Annotated in this window: 14 protein-coding genes; 9 read left to right on the top strand and 5 right to left on the bottom strand. The window is 66.9% G+C overall.

The features are described 5' to 3' along the window. The first annotated feature begins 7 nt into the window (after window positions 1–7). The 7 genes from BM125_RS13335 to BM125_RS13305 all read left to right on the top strand — a co-directional run bounded on the left by BM125_RS13335 (window position 8) and on the right by BM125_RS13305 (window position 8663). On the top strand, window positions 8–1612 hold the full coding sequence (locus BM125_RS13335) for an electron transfer flavoprotein-ubiquinone oxidoreductase (protein ID WP_092408786.1): 1605 nt from the start codon (window positions 8–10) through the stop codon (window positions 1610–1612). Window positions 1613–1898: 286 nt separating this feature from the next. Beyond that, on the top strand, window positions 1899–2264 hold the full coding sequence (locus BM125_RS13330; RefSeq protein ID WP_092408784.1) for a SpoIIAA family protein: 366 nt from the start codon (window positions 1899–1901) through the stop codon (window positions 2262–2264). Window positions 2265–2613: 349 nt separating this feature from the next. After that, on the top strand, window positions 2614–3006 hold the full coding sequence (locus BM125_RS13325) for a hypothetical protein (RefSeq protein WP_092408782.1): 393 nt from the start codon (window positions 2614–2616) through the stop codon (window positions 3004–3006). A 63-nt stretch (window positions 3007–3069) separates the two neighbouring features. Continuing rightward, on the top strand, window positions 3070–4122 hold the full coding sequence (locus BM125_RS13320; protein ID WP_092408780.1) for an alpha/beta hydrolase family protein: 1053 nt from the start codon (window positions 3070–3072) through the stop codon (window positions 4120–4122). Between the two features lie 117 nt (window positions 4123–4239). Further along, window positions 4240–5919, top strand: a complete 1680-nt coding sequence (locus BM125_RS13315) for an FAD-dependent oxidoreductase (protein ID WP_092408778.1) — start codon at window positions 4240–4242, stop codon at window positions 5917–5919. Between the two features lie 214 nt (window positions 5920–6133). Next, on the top strand, window positions 6134–7090 hold the full coding sequence (locus tag BM125_RS13310; RefSeq protein WP_092408776.1) for an alpha/beta fold hydrolase: 957 nt from the start codon (window positions 6134–6136) through the stop codon (window positions 7088–7090). A gap of 562 nt (window positions 7091–7652) precedes the next feature. Then, window positions 7653–8663 (top strand): GGDEF domain-containing protein, encoded by a 1011-nt coding sequence (locus BM125_RS13305; protein ID WP_175498079.1) that lies wholly within the window; start codon window positions 7653–7655, stop codon window positions 8661–8663. A 39-nt stretch (window positions 8664–8702) separates the two neighbouring features. On the opposite strand, the gene BM125_RS13300 is transcribed toward BM125_RS13305, so the two are convergent. From BM125_RS13300 to BM125_RS13285, 4 genes are all read right to left on the bottom strand, one after another. Next, complete coding sequence (locus tag BM125_RS13300) at window positions 8703–9665, bottom strand: calcium/sodium antiporter (RefSeq protein ID WP_092408772.1); 963 nt, start codon at window positions 9663–9665, stop codon at window positions 8703–8705. A 4-nt stretch (window positions 9666–9669) separates the two neighbouring features. Next, window positions 9670–10866: a Na+/H+ antiporter NhaA gene (nhaA, locus tag BM125_RS13295; RefSeq protein WP_092408770.1), complete on the bottom strand. Its 1197-nt coding sequence runs from the start codon at window positions 10864–10866 to the stop codon at window positions 9670–9672. A 192-nt stretch (window positions 10867–11058) separates the two neighbouring features. Next, window positions 11059–11952, bottom strand: a complete 894-nt coding sequence (locus BM125_RS13290) for a hypothetical protein (RefSeq protein ID WP_175498078.1) — start codon at window positions 11950–11952, stop codon at window positions 11059–11061. Window positions 11953–12053: 101 nt separating this feature from the next. Then, a complete protein-coding gene (locus BM125_RS13285; protein WP_092408768.1) occupies window positions 12054–14474 on the bottom strand; it encodes a winged helix-turn-helix domain-containing protein in 2421 nt (806 codons plus the stop codon). Between the two features lie 245 nt (window positions 14475–14719). Between BM125_RS13285 and BM125_RS13280 the strand changes: the two genes are divergently transcribed. Further along, a complete protein-coding gene (locus BM125_RS13280) occupies window positions 14720–17587 on the top strand; it encodes an Ig-like domain-containing protein (protein ID WP_092408766.1) in 2868 nt (955 codons plus the stop codon). Between the two features lie 77 nt (window positions 17588–17664). Here the strand turns inward: BM125_RS13280 and BM125_RS13275 are convergent, their stop codons facing one another. Further along, window positions 17665–18573, bottom strand: a complete 909-nt coding sequence (locus tag BM125_RS13275) for an N-acyl homoserine lactonase family protein (RefSeq protein WP_092408764.1) — start codon at window positions 18571–18573, stop codon at window positions 17665–17667. A 143-nt stretch (window positions 18574–18716) separates the two neighbouring features. Between BM125_RS13275 and BM125_RS13270 the strand changes: the two genes are divergently transcribed. Beyond that, the gene (locus tag BM125_RS13270) at window positions 18717–19952 is read left to right on the top strand and encodes a GGDEF domain-containing protein (RefSeq protein WP_092408762.1); all 1236 of its coding nucleotides are present in this window, start codon (window positions 18717–18719) and stop codon (window positions 19950–19952) included. Window positions 19953–19959: the final 7 nt, after the last annotated feature.

The following is a 19959-nucleotide window of genomic DNA, read 5'->3' as shown; positions in this document are numbered from 1 at the left end:
CTCCAGCATGAGCGAACGCGAAACGATGCAGTACGACGTCATCACGGTCGGCGCGGGTCCGGCCGGGCTCGCGTTCGCGATCCGCCTCAAGCAACTGAAGCCCGACCTGAACGTCTGCGTGATCGAGAAAGCCTCGGCGATCGGCGCGCAGATTCTGTCCGGCGCGGTCATCGAGCCGCAACCGCTCAATGAACTGCTGCCGGAATGGGGGGCCAGTCCGCCACCGATCTGCGTACCGGCCGGCAAGGACGAGTTCTGGTGGCTGCGCGATCACGCACGCGCGACGAAGTTCCCGATCGTGCCGCCGCAACTGCACAACCACGGCAATTTCATCGTCTCACTCGGCGCCCTGTGCGCCTGGCTCGCGCCGCAGGCCGAGGCCCTCGGTGTCGACGTGTTTCCGGGCTTCGCCGCCAGCGAAGCGATTTTCGACGACGCCGGCGCGGTCAAGGGCGTGCGCATCGGTGACATGGGCGTGGCCCGCGACGGCTCGCACAAGCCCGGCTACACCGAAGGCATCGACATCGTCGCCCCGATCACCGTGCTCGGTGAAGGCTGCCGCGGCAGCATCAGCAAGCAGCTGATCGCGCGCTACCGGCTCGATGCGGAAAGCAATCCGCAGACCTACGGCATCGGCCTCAAGGAACTCTGGCAGTTGCCCGAAGGCCGCGGCGAAGCGGGCAAGATCGTGCACACGCTGGGCTGGCCACTCGATCCCGCGATCTACGGCGGCAGCTTCCTCTACCATCTCGACAAGGACCGCGTCGCGATCGGCTTCGTCGCCGGCCTCGACTACGCCGACCCCGAATTCAAGCCGTTCGAGGCCTTCCAGCAGCTCAAGAACCACCCCCTGTTCAAACCCTTGCTCGAAGGCGGCGAGATCCTTTCGGCCGGCGCCCGCGCGATCATCGAGGGTGGCTACCAGTCATTGCCCAAGGTCGAGATGCCCGGAGCGATGCTGATCGGCGACTCGGCCGGCCTGGTCAACGTGCCGAAGATCAAGGGTACACACCAGGCCATGCGCTCGGGCATGCTCGCCGCCGAACACATTGCCGAGACCGGCAAGACTGCAGGCTGGGATGCAAAGCTGCGTGCCTCGGTGGTGATGAAGGAATTGCGCAAGGTGCGCAACATCCGGCCCGGCTTCAACAAGGGCCTCTGGTTCGGCCTCGCCAACGCCGGCTGGGAAACCGCCACGGCCGGCCTCTCGCCATGGACGCTGAAGAACCACGCCGATCATTCCGCGTTGAAGAAGGTCTCCGAATACGAATCGCCGAAGCGCGACTGGACCGAACGCACGCTGCCGCCGCGCGACCGCCTGGCCAGCGTCTACTTCGCAGCGACCGAGCACGACGAGGACCAGCCGGTCCATCTCAAGGTCGCCGACACCAATGTCTGCATCACGAAGTGCAGCGAGGAGTACGACAATCCCTGCACGCGTTTCTGCCCGGCCGGGGTCTACGAGATCGTCGAGGACGAAGCCGGCAAGCGCCTGCAGATCAACGCCGCCAACTGCGTGCACTGCAAGACCTGCGACATCAAGGACCCCTACCAGATCATCACCTGGGTCACCCCCGAGGGCGGCAGCGGTCCGAACTACCAGAACCTCTGACTTTTCCGCGCGGACGGACGCCTGGCAAGGGAGGTCCCTCCACGCAGGCGAGATCTTCCGGCCTCGTCGTTCCCTTCGTGCCTGTGCGCGAGTGCCGATTGCGATTTCCTCGCGTGGGTCCGATGCGCCCTGGGCCTCCACCTGTCGAACAGGCCTTGCGGCGGTCGTTTTCGTGGCCTTCATGTCGGGGGGATAAGCTGCGTGATGAACCGGGCGATAGGCGAATTCATTGATTGGCATCGCACGGGTCGCTTCCGGCATCGGCGGATCACACAGGAGGCCTGGCATGATCAAACTGATTTCCGATTTGCCCGAGGGCGTCGTCGCTGCAGTGGCATCGGGCGAGGTTTCCGGCAAGGACTACGAAACGGTGCTGGTCCCGGCCATGGAGAACGCGATCAACACGCATGGAAGCGTGCGCTTTCTCTATCACCTGGGACCGGAGTTCAAGCGCTACTCGCCCAGCGCGATGTGGGACGACCTCAAGCTCGGTTTCGCACATTTCACGGCGTGGAAAAAACTGGCCCTGGTCACGGACCACGAGTGGATGGCCGGGGCGGCGCGCATGTTCGCGATCGCCCTGCCCTGCCCGGTCAAGGTTTTCCCCAATGCCCGCTACGAGGAAGCGATGCGCTGGATATCCGAGAAATGAGCGGCCGCAGAAACGGGAATGGCATCGCCTGACTCCGCAGCCGGATCAGGCCTCAGGCCTTGCGCCGGTGCTCCCGCGTGCCGCCGGCCCGGGAGAAGCACCGGGAAGGGCCTGCCCGGATGGATTCCTTGTGCCGTACACGTAGAACGCGCGCGCCGCGTTTCGGCGCGAATGGCCTGGCAGTTCTCGCGCATGCCGCGCTTGTTGTGGCCACGTGCGTGTCATGCTTGCGGGGCAATGGGTCAGGCACGTCAACGAGGCGTTTCGGTTCGAAGACAACGGACCCCGTCATCATTGCAAAACGGAATAAACCGTATAAACTGTTTATCCCCTTCTTCGAGCCCCGCCCATGAGCAAGCCAGTCGCGCGCAAGTCTGCTGTGCGCAGATCCGCCAGGCCTTCCGCTTCCGCGAAGGTCACGAAATCCGACGCGCGTGCAAAGGCCACGGCAAGACCGGAGCGCAAGACCAAGCCCGAGAAGAAGCTGGCACCCGCGGCCTCCAATGAGCACGGCAAGCACCGCATCAAGCTCGTGCGCGACAGCTTCACGATGCCACGCGACGAGTTCGAGCGCATCGCGCGCCTCAAGGTTCGCGCGATCGACCTCAAGCGACCGGCCAAGAAAAGCGAATTGCTGCGCGCCGGCCTGCAGGTCCTCGAACGCCTCGACGATGCGACCCTGCTGGCCACTCTCAACGCCCTGCAGCCGATCAAGACCGGGCGTCCGAAGAAGCGCCACTGATACCGCGCTCATTGCAGCGGCGATGCGCTTTGCGTCGCCCGCTCCGTTCCGGCAACTCGACCGATGCCATCCTCGCGCTTTTCATCGACCCGCTTGCCGATTCGCCGCACGCGTCTGCGCACTGCGCTGATGGCCCTGGCGTTGGCAGCCGCGCTGCCGGCTGTCGTCAGCCCCGCCTGGATCCACGCACGAAGCACGCAATCGCCCGTGGCGCGGCATGAACGGCCGACGCCTGCACACGAAGTCGGGCGCTTCAAGGTCACCGACCTCGAGTGGTTCGATGCGGGCCGCCAGCGGCGCGTTCCGGCACGTCTGTTCTGGCCGGCCGCGGCGCAGGCCGGCAAGGTCCCGCTGGTGGTGTTCTCGCCCGGCATCGGCAGTTCGCGAGATGGCTACACCTACCTCGGCCGCTACTGGGCCGAACACGGCGTTGCCAGCTTGCATTTGCAGCACGTCGGCAGCGACCGCTCGCTGTGGCGGGGCAGCGTGTTCGGCCTGATCGATCGCCTGCGCAGTGCGGCAAGCGAGTCCGAGGCGATCGCTCGGGTCGAGGATGCCCGCTTCGCCCTCGACCGCCTGCTCGACAGTCGGCTTGGCGTGTCGATTGCGCGCCAGCAGATCGCCGCCGCAGGCCATTCCTTCGGCGCCAACACGACCCTGCTCGAGGCCGGCGCCACGGTCACCCGCCACGGGCGCACGCTGAACTTCCGTGACCCGCGCATTTCGGCTGCGATCCTGATCTCGGCGCCGCCCTTTTATGGCGACGCGGACCTGGGCCCGATCCTCGCCTCGGTGACGATCCCTACCCTGCACATCACCACGGAGGAGGACATCATCCGCATCCCCGGTTTCGGCTCGGACCTGACCGATCGACAGAAGGTCTTCGACGCGACCGCGAGTCGCTTCAAGGTTCTCGCGATCTACCGCGAGGGCAGCCACAACGTCTTCACCGACCGCCGCCACTTCGATTCGGCAGAGGTCGCCGAGGCGGTCAAGTCGGCCACGCAGGAACTGACGCTGGACTTTCTCGAGAGCGTGAACGGAAAGCCCAGGGCGTTGGCGACATGGGCCGATCCGCGTCGAGTCCAGGTCGCGAAATTCGTCGTGCAGCGCTGATTCGCCGTAACAGGATCGTCAGCAGGCACGTGCTATGACCGCACCCGATCTTGCGGAATACTGCGCAGCCATCGTTGGCAAAGCCGTCGCGCAATCACCCAGGGGCGAACCTCGACCATGAACATGGTGCTCGAACGCGGTCATCAGATGTTTCCGACCTTCACGCCGCCGCAGCGGCAGACCGCGCTGCGCTTCGCCAGCGCGCCGCCACGGCGCTACGAACCGGGCGAGGTCGTGTTTGCCCTGGGCCGCGAAGCCGCGCCGGCCTTTCTCGTCACGGCCGGCAGCATCGATGTATTCCGCCGCACCGGTCTCGGCCACGAGGAGTTGATCACGAACCACCCCGAAGGGGCGCTGACCGGCGAAGTCGCCCAATTGGCCGGCCAACCGACCCTGGCCGAGGGACGCGCCGGCCCCGATGGCTGCGAGGCCGTAGCCTTCGATGCGGCGCATCTGCGGGCATTGATCATCGGTTCGGCCGACATCGGCGAGATGGTCATGCGTGCCTTCATCCTGCGGCGCACCGCGCTGATCACCGAGGGAGGCGCCGGACTGATCATCGTCGGCCGCCGCAGCGACCCGCAGGTCGTGCGCCTCGAGGGCTTTCTCTCGCGCAATGGCTATCCCTATACCGTGCTTTGTCCAGGCGCCGACGCCGACGCCAGGCTCGTGATCGAGCGACTCGCCATCGTCGAGGAGGAAATGCCGATCGTGGTCTGCCCGAATGGCAGCGTGCTGCGCCGGCCGAGCGAAGCCGATGTCGGCAGGTGCCTCGGCATCACACCCCGACTCGATCCGGCCGCGCGCTATGACGTTGCCGTCGTCGGCGCGGGCCCCGCCGGTCTCGCCACCGCCGTCTACGCGGCCTCGGAAGGCCTGTCGGTGCTCGTCCTCGACGCGAGGGCATTCGGTGGCCAGGCCGGTGCCTCGGCGCGCATCGAGAATTATTTCGGCTTTCCGACCGGCATCTCGGGCCAGGCACTGACCGCGCGCGCATTCACCCAGGCGCAAAAATTTGGCGCCGAGATCGCCGTGCCAGTGCAGGTCGACCGGCTCGATTGCAGCGCGGCTGAAGGGGATGGCGACTCGAAGCTGAGGTTGCAGCTGGGCGACGGCCAGAGCGTCGGCGCCCGCAGCGTGGTAGTGGCTTCGGGTGTCCGCTACCGCCGCCCGAACATCGCGAACCTGGCGGATTTCGAGGGCTGCGGGGTGTCCTACTGGGCTTCGGCCATCGAAGCGCGCCTTTGTGAAGGCGAGGAAGTTGCTTTGGTTGGCGGCGGCAATTCGGCCGGCCAGGCCGTGGTCTTCCTCGCTGCAAAGGTGAAGAAGCTGAATCTGATCATCCGCGGCGACGGCCTCGAAAGCTCGATGTCGAGCTACCTGATCGAGCGCATCGCCGCCCTGCCCAATGTCGAGTTGCACCGGCGTACCGAAGTCGTGGCCCTCGAGGGCGAAGCCGGTGTCGCCCTGGCCGCGGCCAGCTTCCGCCAGCGCGACAGCGGCGAAATCCGGCGTACGCCGTTGCGCCACCTGTTCCTGTTCATCGGCGCCGATGCGCACACGAACTGGCTTGCCGGCTGTCCGGTCGTACTCGACGACCGCGGTTACGTCATGACCGGCGCATCGGCTTCGCCTGCTGCGCCAGGACGGACGCCTTTACCGCTGGAGACGAGCGTGCCACTGGTTTTCGCCATCGGCGACGTACGCGCCGGTTCGACCAAGCGCGTGGCGGCCGCGGTCGGCGAGGGCGCAGCCGTGGTTGCGCAGATCCATGCGGCCCTGGCCGCCCCACGCTGAGTGCGTTCGACGAAGACCAGATGCCGCTGTTGCTGGACACGCTTGGGAAAGCCGCACGTTCGTCACAAGTTCGAGCCGGACGCAGCGGGCCGCCCCTCAGTCTGTCTGCCGTTTCGGCCAATGAAACTTCGATCGGGCCGAGCTGCCTTGAGATCCGGCTTGCTAGGCTCCGCCGTTAGCGGCCATCCCTATCAATGCCGCCAACGGAGCAGGCATGAGCGAACCCCATCTCGAAACCTTTGCCGTCAATGGCATCCGCATGCGCGTCGCGATCCAGGGCGAGGGACCGCTGGTCTTGCTGTGCCACGGTTTTCCGGAATCCTGGGTTTCCTGGCGGCGCCAGCTCTCGGCACTGGCAGTTGCCGGCTATCGTGCCGTGGCGCCCGACATGCGCGGCTACGGCGGCACCGATGCGCCCGCCGATTCCGATCATTACACGATGCTGCACAGCACCGGCGACATGGTCGAGCTCGTGCATGCCCTCGGTGAATCGCAGGCGGTCATTGTCGGCCACGATTTCGGCGCGCTGGCCGCGTGGCACGCGGCCCTGTTGCGGCCCGAAGTCTTTCGCGCCGTCGCCGGATTGAGCGTGCCCTACTCGCCACCGCACGAACTCGACCTGATCAGCGAACTCGAACGACGCGGCGTGCAGAACTTCTACATCCAGTACTTCCAGCAGCCGGGAGTAGCCGAAGCCGAACTCGAGGCCGACGTCGAATCGACCATGCGCCGCGTCAACTACGGGCTGTCCGGCGAGGGCGCCGGCGGCGTTGCCGGACGGCTGACCGCCGGCCAAGGCTTCCTGCACGACACCCCTGATCCTGAAACGATGCCGGAGTGGGTCGACGCCTACGATTTCGCCTACGTCGTCGCCGAGTTCGAACGCACCGGCTTTCGCGGTCCGCTCAGCTGGTACCGCGCCATCCGCAAGAGCAGCGAACTGCTGGCGGCCTGGCGCGGCGCCGCCATCCGGCAACCCTCGCTGTTCATTGCCGGCGAGAAAGACGATGTGCTGAAATTTTCGAGCTCGCGCTCGGGCATGGACCGCTTCGCCGAGACCCTGCCCGGCCTGCGCGGCTGCCACATCATCGAAGGCGGTGGCCACTGGATCCAGCGCGAGAAGGCCGCTGCGGTGAACGCCCTGATCCTGGATTTCCTCGGTTCGCTCTAGGGAGCTCTGAACAAGTGGCACAACCGTCACGACGCCTGCCTGCGTGCAGATCGCGGCGCGCCGACGCAGACAGACTGGCCGTATTTCAAGGCGGCGCAACAAAGGGCTGCGTGCGGGCAGGCGTCGCCCAAGCGCTTGATCCGATGGATGAAGGGTAGCGTCCAGAAGGCCCGCCAAAGGCACCGCGCGGCTCGTCAAGGCAACCAGCCTTCACCTCGCCACGCAGCACCTTTGGCGAGCCTTCTGAACGTCATGACGATTGCGCCACTTGTTCAGAGCCTCCCTAGTCCGGGCCATTGGTGCATCCACCCAGCGAACGCGCAGGACCCTGGATCCGCGCGGACTGTCGCGATTGAAAGGATAGAAGGCCTCCGAATCAGCGGAGGGCCGCGCGGATTCCCGGGGTACGCGAGCGCTTGTGAACTTGATGAATAGTGCTGGCGAGGGAGGCCTGCCGCCCACTCATCCAGTGGTGCCTGCCAACCACGGCCCCCGGGAACTTGGCATACTCTGCCGTTGCGCAGGCCGAGCGGAGGCCCATCCTGCGCACTCGGGGGACCCAGTGGCACTGAATACGACCCTGCGCCAGGATTCGTTCATCACGCTGCGCGACACGATCCGCTGGCGCGTCGCGCTCGTGCTCGCCTCCCTCATCGTGGTCGTGATGATCACGTTAGGCACGATCAACACGAAGCTCGGGCTGACCGACACCGCCCGCCTCGCCTGGGCCGTGCTGGCAGTCGCCAGTGCCAGCGTGATCGTGCTGCTGCTGACGTCGCGCCGCCTCGGCGGCACGATCTTCTTCGCCAGCATCGCGGCGATCCTGCTGATCGTCCCGATCTATGGCCTGGAAATCGATCGCAACATGCAGCACTGGGCGTATATCTTCCCGCCCCTCCTCGTGTTCCTGCTTCGCCCCGGTCCCTCACTGGTCGCCATGGTGGCCTACGGGATCTACGTATCGTGGATAACCGCCCTGCTGTTGCCACCGATCGAAGTGGTGCGCTTTTCCAGCGGCTATGGGCTCACGGTCTGCTTCATGTACACCTATGCCCTGCTCCAGGAGCAGGCGGCGAAGATGCTGCGCTACCACTCCGATCACGACGCGCTGAGCAATTGTCTGAACCGCCGCACCTTCAACGAGGCGCTCGATCGGCTGGCCTCGACGCGTAACGGTTTCCAGAGCTGCGAATTCCTGCTCATCGACATCGATCATTTCAAGGCGATCAACGACCAGAACGGACATCTGGTGGGCGACCGCATCATCACCCAGGTGGCGGCCGAGCTGGGCCGCTCCCTGGTCGCGGACGCCCCGCTGTTCCGCTATGGCGGCGAGGAATTCGCGGTCATGCTGGTCGACGCCGATGAAGGCGCCGGCGAGGCGCTTGCCGAGCGCCTGCGTTCGGCGATCGAACAGGGCGACTTCCAGGGCGTGAAGGTCACCATCAGCGTCGGCGTCTCGCGCTGGCGGGTGGGCAGAGGGAAGGTCGAGAGCGCCTTGCAGAAGGCCGACGAGGCCCTGTATGCGGCGAAGCGGGCCGGTCGCAACCGCATCGAGGTCGCCTCGGCCTGAGCGCTGAAGCCGTCCCCGTTGGAGAGCCGGGTTGCAGCTTCAGCCGGGTTGCGAACCGAGGCCCAGCCAGGCCGCGTAGAGCGCGTATCCACCGAGCAGGATCGCGCCTTCGACGCGCCCGATCCGCGTCCCGGTGCGCAGGAAAAACAGCAACAGCATGGTCGCTGCGAGCAGGATCCAGATGTCGACCCGGGCGATTTCCGCGGGCACCCGGATCGGGTGGATGATCGCTGTCGCACCGAGAATGCCGAGCACGTTGTAGACGTTCGAACCGATGATGTTGCCGAGCGCGACCTCGGCATGGCCGCGAGCCGCAGCGACCAGGCTGGCGACCAGTTCCGGCAGCGACGTGCCGACGGCGACGACGCTCAAACCGATGACGGTCTCGGGAATACCGAGCCGGCGCGACAGCTCGATTGCACTGTCCACCAGCCAGTGCGCGCCGAGCACGGTCATCGCGATGCCGCCCGCGCACATCCCCAGGTAGACACCGAACGATCGCGCTTGCGGTGCCGCATCTTCGGCGACCTGTTCGTGCACGGTGGTGCGCACGCCGTGCAGCTTGCGCTCGCTCGTGTAGGCCCAGGCCACATAGGCGAAGAGAACCGCAACGAGCATCATGCCGGGCAGAAGGTCGAGCTTGCCGTGCAGGATCACGAGCACGCAAACCGCGGTCGAGCCAGCCAGGGCGATGCCCTCGCGGCGCAGGGCGACCCGGGCCAGCGGCAACGGCGCGACCAGTGCGGCGCTGCCGAGGATGAGCAGGAGGTTGGCGATGTTCGAACCGACCACGTTGCCGACCGCGATACCGGGCGCCTCTTCGAGCGCGGCCACCAGGCTGGTCACCAGTTCCGGGGTGGAGGTGCCGAAGCCGACGATGGTCAGCCCGACCAGCAGCGGCGAAACGCCAAGCCTGCGCGCCGCGCCGACCGCGCCGCGAACCAGCATTTCGCCACCGACGCCGAGCGCGGCAAGACCCGACAGCAGCCAGAGCAGGTACATGCGACTAGCGCGGGTCCAAAGCGTCGTTCGGACCTGAACCAGTCCGGCCCGCGCGCAGGATCAGGAAGCCGAGCAAACCCGCCGCCAGCGAGCCTGTCAGCACGCCGATCTTGACCTGGTCCCCATGCGCGGCCGAATCGAAGGCCAGCGAACCGATGAACAGGCTCATGGTGAAGCCGATGCCGGTCAGGCACGCCAGTCCCCAGAGCTGGCGCCACGACACACCCGCCGGCCTGCGCGCCCACCCGAACCGGATTGCCAGCAGCATGAATCCGAATACCCCCACCTGCTTGCCGACGAGCAGGCCGAGGGCGATGCCGAGCGGCAGCGGAGCAAGCAGATCGTCCGCACGCAGGCCATCGAACGACACGCCGGCATTGGCGAACGCGAACAGGGGCAGCACAGCGAACGCGATCCAGGGGTGCAGGCCGTGTTCGAGTCGCTCGAGCGGTGACTTTCCGTCGCCACCACCGAGCGGCACGGCCAGCGCGGTGACCACGCCGGCCAGCGTCGCATGCACGCCGGACTTGAGTACGCAGACCCACAGGAACAGGCCGACCAGCGCATAGGCAGCAATGCGGGTCACGCCGAAACGGTTCAGCGCAACCAGCACGCCGATCGCGATTGCGGCCATGCCCAGCGCGAAGGCGGAGACCTCGGCGGTATAGAACACGGCGATGATGGCGATGGCGCCGATGTCGTCGATGATGGCGACCGCGAGCAACAGTATCTTCAGCGCCGCTGGAATGCGCCTGCCGAGGAGGGCGAGAACACCGAGGGCAAAGGCGATGTCGGTGGCCGCCGGGATCGCCCAGCCGGCCAGGTTGGCGGCAGCGTCGCGATTGACCGCGACGAACACCAGCGCCGGCACGGCCATGCCGCCGATCGCCGCGACGATCGGCAGTCCGGCCTTTTCCATGCTCGACAATTCGCCGCGGACGATCTCGCGCTTGACCTCGAGCCCGACCAGGAAGAAGAACAGCGCCATCAGGCCGTCGTTGATCCAGAGCTGCAGCGGCTTGGCGATCTCGAAGGCGCCGACGCGCACCTCGAGCGCCGTCTGCAGAAGCCCGTCGTAGTGCGGCGCGAGCGGCGAATTGACCGCGACCAGGGCCAGCAGGGCAGCTGCGAACAGCATGAATCCGGCCGCGGTCTCGCGGGCGAGGAATTCGTCGATCGCATTGCGCACATCGGACAGCATCGGGGGGCTCCTCGGCTGGCTCGGGATGACGGGCTCGCCTTGAACGGCGACCCGGTCAGCGAACTCCAGATCCCAAACGGCGCGTTCGAGTATCGCCGCGGCATGCTGCGGGTGTCCATCCGGACCGGCTGGTCCGGGCGCCAGAGGCAAGGGTCGGCAGGCGCGCCTCAGAGCCTGGCGGTATCCGGGCGGTCACTGCGGCGAGTGGTCAGGGACGTCCTCGCGCATGGCTGCGGCAGGCGGAAGGGCCGCGCCTTCGAATGCTGGACCGCCAACATCCGCGGCACTCCAGCTGCGGTCGAGGTCGATGCCGGTGGTGTGCCAGTCGTGCGCATCGATGCGCAGCGGACCGCGCACGCGTTCGTGAAATCGTACCGGCAACAGGAAGGGGCCGACCTTTCGATACTCGAGGAAAGTCGTGTCGACTTGTGCGCCCTGGGTCGTCTCGAACCCGTTCAGGGTCATGTGCACGCGAAACAGGCGCGAGCTCTGCGCATCGATCCAGAGCACGACCTGATCCTGCGCGGCCTCGCCGAATCCGGGCCGAACGGTGGCCAGCAGGCGCCGGTAGTCGCGCCCGCCTTCACGTGCGTCGGCGATGCGCAGGATTTCGGTCGCCCGCGCCTTGATGAAACTCGGGCCGAAATGGAACATGCGGAATGCGTCGTTGGTCATCGCCGTGGCGCGGATCCTGGCCGGGTCGGTTTCGCGCGTACCGTTATAGAAGACCGCGATGGCGTCCGCCGTGCGCACCACCTGCTTGCTGCCGAGCGGACCCTCGTGATGGACTGAGTAGAGGCCGTCGCGCGGCCGGTAGCGCTCCTCGGAAGTCACCCGGAAACCGGCATCGCTGACGATCGGCTGGATGCGCTGGATCAGCCGGTACCAATGGCCATCGGTGGACAAATTGATGTCGCCCGGGTACGCGCGGATGTCGCCGCCGTGGGCCGCCATGCAGGCGTCGAAGATCTGCGCGGCGGACAGGCCATTGGCAAATCGAAGCCCAGGCTGCGACTGCGGAAACGAAGCACAGGCTGCCAGCAGCGCGGACATACCGACGAGCAGAAAGCGAAGGCTTCGCACCATGAATCGTCTCCGGATCGCCAGGGCCGGAGGGCAGCGTAACGCACTTGTGCCGAGCGAGTCAGGGCAACCAGAGGTCGCCGTCGATCTGCGGCGCCGTCGCCTTACCTGCGCGACTTGTCCTTGCCGGCTTGCCCAGGAGTCCCGTTTCCTTGCGAACGGGCCCGCGCGAGCTCCGCGCGCGAGGTATCGAGCAGCGGCGAATAGCGCTCCGCAGCAAGTCGCAATGCCGAGTCGAAAGCGGCTTGCGCCTCGTCGAGGCGATCGCGACGCAACAGATAACGTGCACGGACCAGTTGCACGAGGTGTCCTTCGGTTTCGGGCAGGTCAGATTCGCCGAGCAGACTCTCCACGGCATCGAGCTCGCCGAGTTCGAAGAGGACGTCGCTGTAATCGGCGAGCAGCTGCTGGTTGAGCGTGCCCGTGTCACGCGCACGTTTCCACACTCGCGCATAGAGGCGCGCTGCGGCAGCGTGCTCTCCACGTCGGGCGGCGAGCAATGCCTCGGCATGTTCGGCAAAGCTGGCCACGTCGGCATCCGCCGAGCGTCCGGCGTCCGCGCGCAGGCGCGCCGCCTCGGTCCCGGCACGCTCGAGCTCACCGGCATTCAGGGCTGCATAGACGATCGCCAGGCGCAGACTGTCTGCGCCGACCCCCGGCGCGGAGTCCGGCATCGCCTGCAGCGCACGCTCCCAGGCCTGCATCGCATTGCGGTAGCGGCCACCGGCGGCATCGATGAATCCGAGCAGGCTTTGCAGGCGCAGGGCCTGGCGCGGATTGTTGGCCGGATCGAGCAGGGCCAGCCCGGCATGCGCGGCCTCACGCGCTTCACCGAGCCGACCGGACTGCAGCAGCGACCAGGCCAGGCTGTCCAGGGCATCGCGCAGCACGAGCGGATCCTGCTGTCTCGAGGCGGCCGCCTGCGCAGCATGCGCCACCTTCCCGGCCTCGCCGAAACGACCGAGGTGGCCGAGCGCTCGCGCCATGCGCGCACCGGCTCTGGCAACTCCGGCCTGGTCGCCCTCGCTGTCGAAAAGAGCGTACGCCTCGCGATAGTCGGCCAAGGCCTCGTCATGATGCCCATCCTGTGCCGCGAGATCGCCGAGCGCGATCTGCGCCGCCGCCTGGCCGCCGCGATCGGCCGCCACCCGAAACAGGGTCAACGCCCGTCGCGCCAGATCCAGTGCAGTGTCGCCTTCGTCGGCGACCGCCGCCAGGTGCTGGCGGGCAAGAACGATGCGCGCCTCAAGCAGGTTGTCGGAGGTTGCCTGGGCAGCCTGTGCGGCCGCCTCGATCTCTTCCCGGGCCTGGTCGAGACGGAGCTCGGCCAGGCGCCGCGATGCGCGATCGAGATGGACACTCGCTCTCGACCAGGCGCCGAGGCCCGGACTCGACAATGCCTCGTCGAGGTGTCGGTCGCAGGCAGCGGTCATCTCCAGCGCGCACTCGAGATGGGCCAGTTCTACGAGGAGGTCGATCTGCGTTGGCGCATCGGCATGCGCGACACGCAGCACCTCGTAGGCGTCCCGGGTGCGCCCGCGCGAGGCCAGCCGCAAGGCATCGGCCAGCCGGTCACCGCCATGGATGGCGCTGTCGACGGCGACGGGGGCCGCGGCGTCGAGTTTCCCGAGCACGTCATTGGTGAACCTTTCCAGCGCCTCCTCGAGATTGGCGGCGCGGACCTGCCCGATGGCCGAACGCGCATTCGCCGCGACGAGATTGCCCTCGAGGCGGTAGCCGCTTGCATCGTGCGCGAGATCGACTTCGAGAACATGACTGACGCGCAGCGCTTGCAGCGCGTCCGCCCATTGACCTGGCGGCTTGCCACGGTTGGCCTTCAGGAAGGAAACGACGGTCGCTGTCGAAAGCACCTCCGGCGCACCGGCCCGCGCCACGAGATGGCGGCGCAGAAGCTCGATCATGCCGGCATCCTCGAGTTCATCGGCGGCCTGTGCCGATACCAGCGGCAGGATGGCCAATCGCACATCCGCTTCGGCCGGACCCGCTTGCGGCGGCGGGATCGACGCATCGCGCAATCGGAACAACCCGATCAGGACGATCGCCGCCAAGGCAACGAGCAGCGCGAGCATCCCCGCGAACGCCCGACGTCGCGGAACCTGCGGCGACGACGGAATCGCTGGCGATCCGGCAAGCGTCGGGACCCCGGGATCTGCATGGCTCCGCTCCGCCTCGGCTTCGCTGCCGCCTTCGACCGCCACCGATTCGGTCGGGGCAACCCAGCGATAGCCGTGGCGAGGCACGGTGCGAACCGGATTCCTCAGCCCATCCGCAGTGGCCAGGGTCTTGCGCAGGCGCAGGACCGCCTGGGCCAGGGTGCCGTCGGCGACGTCCGAGCGGCCCCAGACGGCGGAGATCAGTTCATCGCGTCCGAGCGCGCGGTCGCGATGCTCGACCATATAGGCGAGCAGGTCGAGCACCTTTGGTTCGATCGCGAGTGGTCGACCATCGCGCAGGAGTTCACGCTCGGGAACGCGCAGCTCGAAGGGGCCGAATCGGTAGTGCACGCAGTTTCTCGATCAGCCCGGCGTCATCGCACGCGGGTCCGTGCAACGGGAGCAAGCAGCAGGGTATGAAGTGGCCAACGCCCGATTCATGCCGACCGCAGTCTATCGTTCCGTCATCGTTTCGTGAAGGTTCGCTGATGCGATGCGCCGGCATTGGCGTGATGCTCGGGCGTCACGATCGGCCCCAGCGGCGCACCACGCCAGCGCGTGGCCGGTTCGGCCCCAACCGCTGCAGGAACATGCCCATGCCCACCCGTAATCTGCGCGAATTCGCGTACCGCCGTTTGCTGTTGCTCCTCCTCGCCGCGCTCTGCGCCGGCCAGGTCCAGGCCCAGGTCAACGACGACTGGTCCAATGCAACGGTCATTGCCACGCTGCCGTTCAGCGATGCACAGACGACCTCGGCAGCGACCACCGAACCGACCGATCCGGAATCGATCTGCTTCATCGGTGCCGCCGGCAGCCAGGGCCGGGGGTCGGTCTGGTACCGTTACACCACCGGCAGCAGCGACGAATTCCTCAGCATCTCGACCGCCGGCAGTTCCTACGACACGGTCATCAATGTCTACCGCGGTTCGCCAGGCAGCTTCCAGCCGGTCCTCGGCGGCTGCAACGACGACGGCATTTCCGGCGTCTTCCAGGCGCGCCTGTCGGGCCTGCGCCTGCGCGCAGACACGAGCTACTCGATCGAAATCGTCTCGCATGGCAGCTCGACCTTCGGCGGCAGCCTGCAGCTGGCGGTCGCCAGCGCGCCGCAATACCTGGTCACGCGCAGCGACGACCCGAATCCGGCCCTGGCGGCATGCGCGCCGGGCGACTGCACGCTGCGCGCGGCGATCAAGTCGGCCAACACGACCCCGGGCGCGGTGATCGTGCCGGCCGGCACCTACGCGATCTCGCTCGGCAGCAGTGGCGAGGACGCCAACAACGGCGGCGATTTCGATATCCGCGCCGGTATGGGCATCTACGGTGCGGGACCGGGCCAGACCATCGTCAACGCCGGCAATCTCGACCGCGCCTTCGCCGTCGATCCGAGCGGCGGTTCGGCCACGGGCAGGGTCACCGCGATCATCGCGGACTTGGCCATCATCAACGGCGGCGGCCCATCGTTCTTCGGTGACGGCGGGGCGATCCGCGCCTACGATTCCGGTGGCGGCAACCTGTCAAACGACTTCGTCGCCCTGCAGCGCGTCAAGATCGGCAACAGCCGCTCGCAGCTCAACGGAGGCGCGATGGCGCTGTCGGCGCGCGGCATGATCCACGACTGCGAGTTCAGCGCCAACTACGCCAACAGCACCGGCGGCGCCCTGACCCTGGGGCCGTCCTTCGGCGGTGGCGACACGACGATCGACATCGTCGGCTCGACGATAGCCAACAACCAGGCGCCGAGCTCGTTCAGCGGCGGCGGCGGCATCAAGTCCACCGCTCGCCTGCGTCTCACCAACAGCACGGTGTTCAGTAACACGTCGGGTTACCACGGCGGTGGCATCTACCTGACCGGAACCGGCAACGCCGACTTGCGCAGCAGCACGATCGTCGCCAACGTCGCCCGTTCGGGCGGCTCGGGTACCTCCAATGGCGGCGGGCTGCGCGTGGACGGCGGCGCGATGAACCTGGCCAATACCCTGGTCGCCAACAATACGACCGGCAGTGGGGCCGGCGTCGCCGACGATTGCACGGCAGGAGGAGGCACCCTGAGTGCCAACTACAGCCTCATCCGCAATGGCACCGCTTGCATCTTCACTGGAACCGGCAACCTCAGTGGCAGCGATCCGCTGCTCGACATCGGTCTGGCCGACAATGGCGGTCCGACGCGGACCCTGGCCCTGCTCGCCGGCAGCCCGGCCATCGACGCGGGCAATCCGGCTGGCTGCCTGGACCGGTTCGGCCAGGCCCTCGCTTTCGACCAGCGCGGCCAGGGCTTCCCGCGATCGAGCGGCGCAGCGTGCGACATCGGCGCCTACGAACGCTCGGCGACGGTTGTCGCGGCGCCGGACATGCCGGTGCTTGCCAGCGCATCCGACAGCGGCAGCTCCGACAGCGACGGCATCACCAACATCGCCCAACCGCACCTGCTCGGCACCTGCACCGACGGCGACACGATGACTCTGTCGGTCGACGCCACTCCGATCACGCCGACCGCCGTCTGCGCCGCTTCGGCATTCGACATCGTCCCGGCCACACCGCTCGCCGACGGCATGCGCGCGATCACGGTCACGGCGACGCGCAACGGCACGACATCGGCCGCCTCGCCCGCGCTCGACATCGTCATCGACACGGGGGCCCCTGCGGTCGCGATCAACACGGGCCCGAGCGGGATCGTGGTCGATGCCGGAGCAACGTTCACGTTCGGGATCGGCGACGGCCTCGGAGCGGAATGCCGGTTGGACGCTTCGTCGTTCGCCGCCTGCAGCAGTCCGGCGAGCTACAGCGGCCTCGCGCCGGGTCCGCACAGCTTCGATGTCCGCGCCTTCGACCTCGCCGGAAATATCGGCACCGACACGCGCAGCTGGACGGTCGCCGCGCCGAGTGCCCCGGCCACGCCCGTGCTCGATGCAGCCAGCGACAGCGGCCGCTTCGCCGATGACGGCGTCACCAATGCCGCGAGCCTGGTCTTCACCGGCAGCTGCGTCGACGGCGATCTGGTCCAGCTTTACGACGGCACGAATGCCCTGGCCGGCGCATCGGCGACCTGCAGCGCGGGTTACACGATCAACGTCGCCGGACTCGCCGAAGGCGCCCACGCGATCGCTGCGAGCGTGACCCGAGGCGGACTCGAGAGCACCCTGGGCGGCGCCCTGTCCGTGCTCATCGACCGCACCGCGCCAGCGGCGCCGACGATACTCGGCCCGACCGGCCCGAGCGCCTCGCGGGTCGATGTCAGCGGACAGTCAGAAGCCAACGCCGACATCAGCGTGCGCGAGGGCCCCACCACACTGTGCACGGCGCTCTCCGACGGCAACGGCGACTGGGCCTGCCAAGTACAGTTCCAGAGCGGCGGCAGCCACAGCCTGACAGCGACGGCGACCGATCTGGCCGGCAATGAAGGACCGGCTTCGAATGCGGTCGTGATCGACGTCGACCTGATCTTCGCCAGCGGCTTCGACGACTGAAGGCGGGATCCGACGCAGCGGGCGCGCGCCCGGCCACGACAACATTCGTGGTCGATCGCGCGCCGGTCGTGGTACGCCTATTCGAGAGGCTTCGGGAATGCCGGCATCGCGGCGAAATCCTCGGCGACATGCTGGCGCACGACGCGTGCACCGGTGGCCTTGGCCAGCGCCTCGACCTTGTCCATCGAGGCCAGGGTCTGCTCGCGGTTGAAGTTGAAGGCGGGCACCAGGCGCTTCTCGCGCGACTCGGCCAGGTGCCACATGTCTCCAGTCAGCAACATCGGACCGCTTTGCGGCAACTTGACCAGCAACACCGTGTGCCCGGGGGTATGTCCGGGCGCCTGGTGGATGGTCACGCTGCCATCGCCGAAGACATCGAAATCGGCATCGCCATCGATTTGCACGGTCTTTGCGTTTTCCAGCGCGCTGTAGTTCGCGAAGTCATCGGAGCCGCGCGCCTTCTCCGAGAACATCGCCGCGCGCTCGTCGGCATCGACGATCCAGGTCGACGCGGCAAAGAGGTTGGCATTGCCGGTGTGGTCGAAGTGCAGGTGGGAAAACGACAGGTACTCGATGTCCGCCGGCTTCAGCCCGATTTCGGCGAGTTCGTCGACGAGCTTCTTCGGACGCATGATATGCACCGGAAATGCTTCCGGACGCACGCCTTCCGGCGCATCGGCGATCGCATCGGGTACGCCGCTATCCCAGAGCAGGTCGCCAGCGGGATGGCGAATCAGGAAGCACGGATCGGCAAAGGTTCGGGCCACGCCCTTCATCGAGCCGTCGTCGGCGAACATGTCGACGTCGGCAAACTCGAGATCGCCGCAGTTCATCGCATACAGCTTGATCGCCGGGGCAGCCGCGGCCGGCGCCGCTGCGGTGTCGGCTGGCGCGGTGGTGCCTGCCTTCGTCGCGGCCGGCGGGGTGTTGGTCTGTGAGCAGGCAGCCAGGACGACACAAGACGCGAGCAAAAGGGTGTTCTTCATGCGATGGACTCCGACACGGATTGAATCGGCAGGCACTTTGTATGGCGAGGGCCGAACCGGTCAAGTGAACACAGCGTGACACCGGCTGAACGAGGCGGGTCCGGTCCGTGCACGTTGCAGCGCCCGGATGGCATAGTGCGGACATGGGCCGGCTGTCGCTGCCGGCATGGAATCCATACCGCGCGAAGATGCCGATCGTCGTCCTGCCCATCGACATTCCGACCCTGGCTCTTAGCCGTGGCCTGGTGCAGATGATGCTCGGCGGATTGCTGCTCTATCTCGGCAGTCGCGATGAAACTGCCAGCGCGGCGCGGCTCTGGGCACTCGGCTTCCTGCTCAATGGCCTCTCGCTGTTCATCTTCCCGCTGCAGATTCCGCCAGGCTGGGAGCAGACGCGGACGATACTCAACCATCTGACCCTGGGCGCGTCGAGCGTGTTCTTCCTGCTTGGATTCTGGATGTTCGGCGATCAGCCGCGGCGAATCTGGATCCTTGTCCTGATGCTGGCCATCCCGATCGGCAGCCTGCTGGCCTGGGAAGTGCTGTGGCCGAACGCGCGCCTGCGCGTACTCTGCACGGCCAGTGGACAGGCCCTGTTCCTGCTGGCCCTGCAGCACAGCCTGGGTAGCGCACCGCGCAGCGAGATCGCGCAGATCTGTCGTCGCCTGCGCTATGTGGTGCTCGCCTATCTGCTCGTGGTGATCTGGTCCTATGCTAGCCTCGCCGATGTCCTGCCGACCTCGGCGAAACTCGATACCAGCTACCACCGTTCGTTTTTCAGCGTCGCGTCACTTCTGTTCATGCTCTCGATGGCAGTCGGCTGCCTGGCCCTCCAGTTCGCCCTGCTCGCCGCCCGCAATGCCGATCTGGCCATGGTCGACTGGCAAACCGGTCTGCTCAACCGCCGCGGATTCTTCGGTGCCGCCAATCGCGACGTCCGGCTGCGCCCGGAGCGCGAGGCACCGGCCGGCGTGATCGCACTGGATATCGATCACTTCAAGCGGATCAATGACGAATACGGTCACGCTGCCGGCGATCGCGTGCTCGAAGCGCTCGGCAAGTCCCTGCGCGAGCTGAGCGATCCCGGCAGTCTGGTCGCCCGCATGGGCGGCGAGGAATTCTGCATCGTGCTGCCGGCAGCCAGCCAGCATGAGGCGAGGATCCTCGCCGAAAGGATTCGGGCGCATTGCCGGCAAACGCCGGTTGCCACCGAAGACCGTCGCCGCATCGACTTCACGGTCAGTGCCGGCGTTTCGGAAACCCGGCCGCAGCAATCACTCGAGCTTGCCATCGCGAGGGCCGACGAGGCCCTCTACTACGCCAAGCGCAACGGTCGGGACCAGGTCGTGCTCGGGACCGAACGAATCGCGTCGGATTGAGCGAAAC

Source organism: Dokdonella immobilis (assembly GCF_900115085.1).
Lineage (GTDB): Bacteria > Pseudomonadota > Gammaproteobacteria > Xanthomonadales > Rhodanobacteraceae > Dokdonella > Dokdonella immobilis.
The sequence above is the reverse complement of the archived record's forward strand: the minus strand, read 5'-3'. Positions and strand labels throughout refer to the sequence as shown.

What these genes read in the sequence shown, in the direction of transcription:
- BM125_RS13335 (WP_092408786.1), top strand. Translation starts at nt 8, where the DNA reads ATGAGCGAACGCGAAACGATGCAGTACGACGTCATCACGGTCGGCGCG.
- BM125_RS13330 (WP_092408784.1), top strand. Translation starts at nt 1,899, where the DNA reads ATGATCAAACTGATTTCCGATTTGCCCGAGGGCGTCGTCGCTGCAGTG.
- BM125_RS13325 (WP_092408782.1), top strand. Translation starts at nt 2,614, where the DNA reads ATGAGCAAGCCAGTCGCGCGCAAGTCTGCTGTGCGCAGATCCGCCAGG.
- BM125_RS13320 (WP_092408780.1), top strand. Translation starts at nt 3,070, where the DNA reads ATGCCATCCTCGCGCTTTTCATCGACCCGCTTGCCGATTCGCCGCACG.
- BM125_RS13315 (WP_092408778.1), top strand. Translation starts at nt 4,240, where the DNA reads ATGAACATGGTGCTCGAACGCGGTCATCAGATGTTTCCGACCTTCACG.
- BM125_RS13310 (WP_092408776.1), top strand. Translation starts at nt 6,134, where the DNA reads ATGAGCGAACCCCATCTCGAAACCTTTGCCGTCAATGGCATCCGCATG.
- BM125_RS13300 (WP_092408772.1), bottom strand. Translation starts at nt 9,665, where the DNA reads ATGTACCTGCTCTGGCTGCTGTCGGGTCTTGCCGCGCTCGGCGTCGGT.
- nhaA (WP_092408770.1), bottom strand. Translation starts at nt 10,866, where the DNA reads ATGCTGTCCGATGTGCGCAATGCGATCGACGAATTCCTCGCCCGCGAG.
- BM125_RS13290 (WP_175498078.1), bottom strand. Translation starts at nt 11,952, where the DNA reads ATGGTGCGAAGCCTTCGCTTTCTGCTCGTCGGTATGTCCGCGCTGCTG.
- BM125_RS13280 (WP_092408766.1), top strand. Translation starts at nt 14,720, where the DNA reads ATGCCCACCCGTAATCTGCGCGAATTCGCGTACCGCCGTTTGCTGTTG.
- BM125_RS13275 (WP_092408764.1), bottom strand. Translation starts at nt 18,573, where the DNA reads ATGAAGAACACCCTTTTGCTCGCGTCTTGTGTCGTCCTGGCTGCCTGC.
- BM125_RS13270 (WP_092408762.1), top strand. Translation starts at nt 18,717, where the DNA reads ATGGGCCGGCTGTCGCTGCCGGCATGGAATCCATACCGCGCGAAGATG.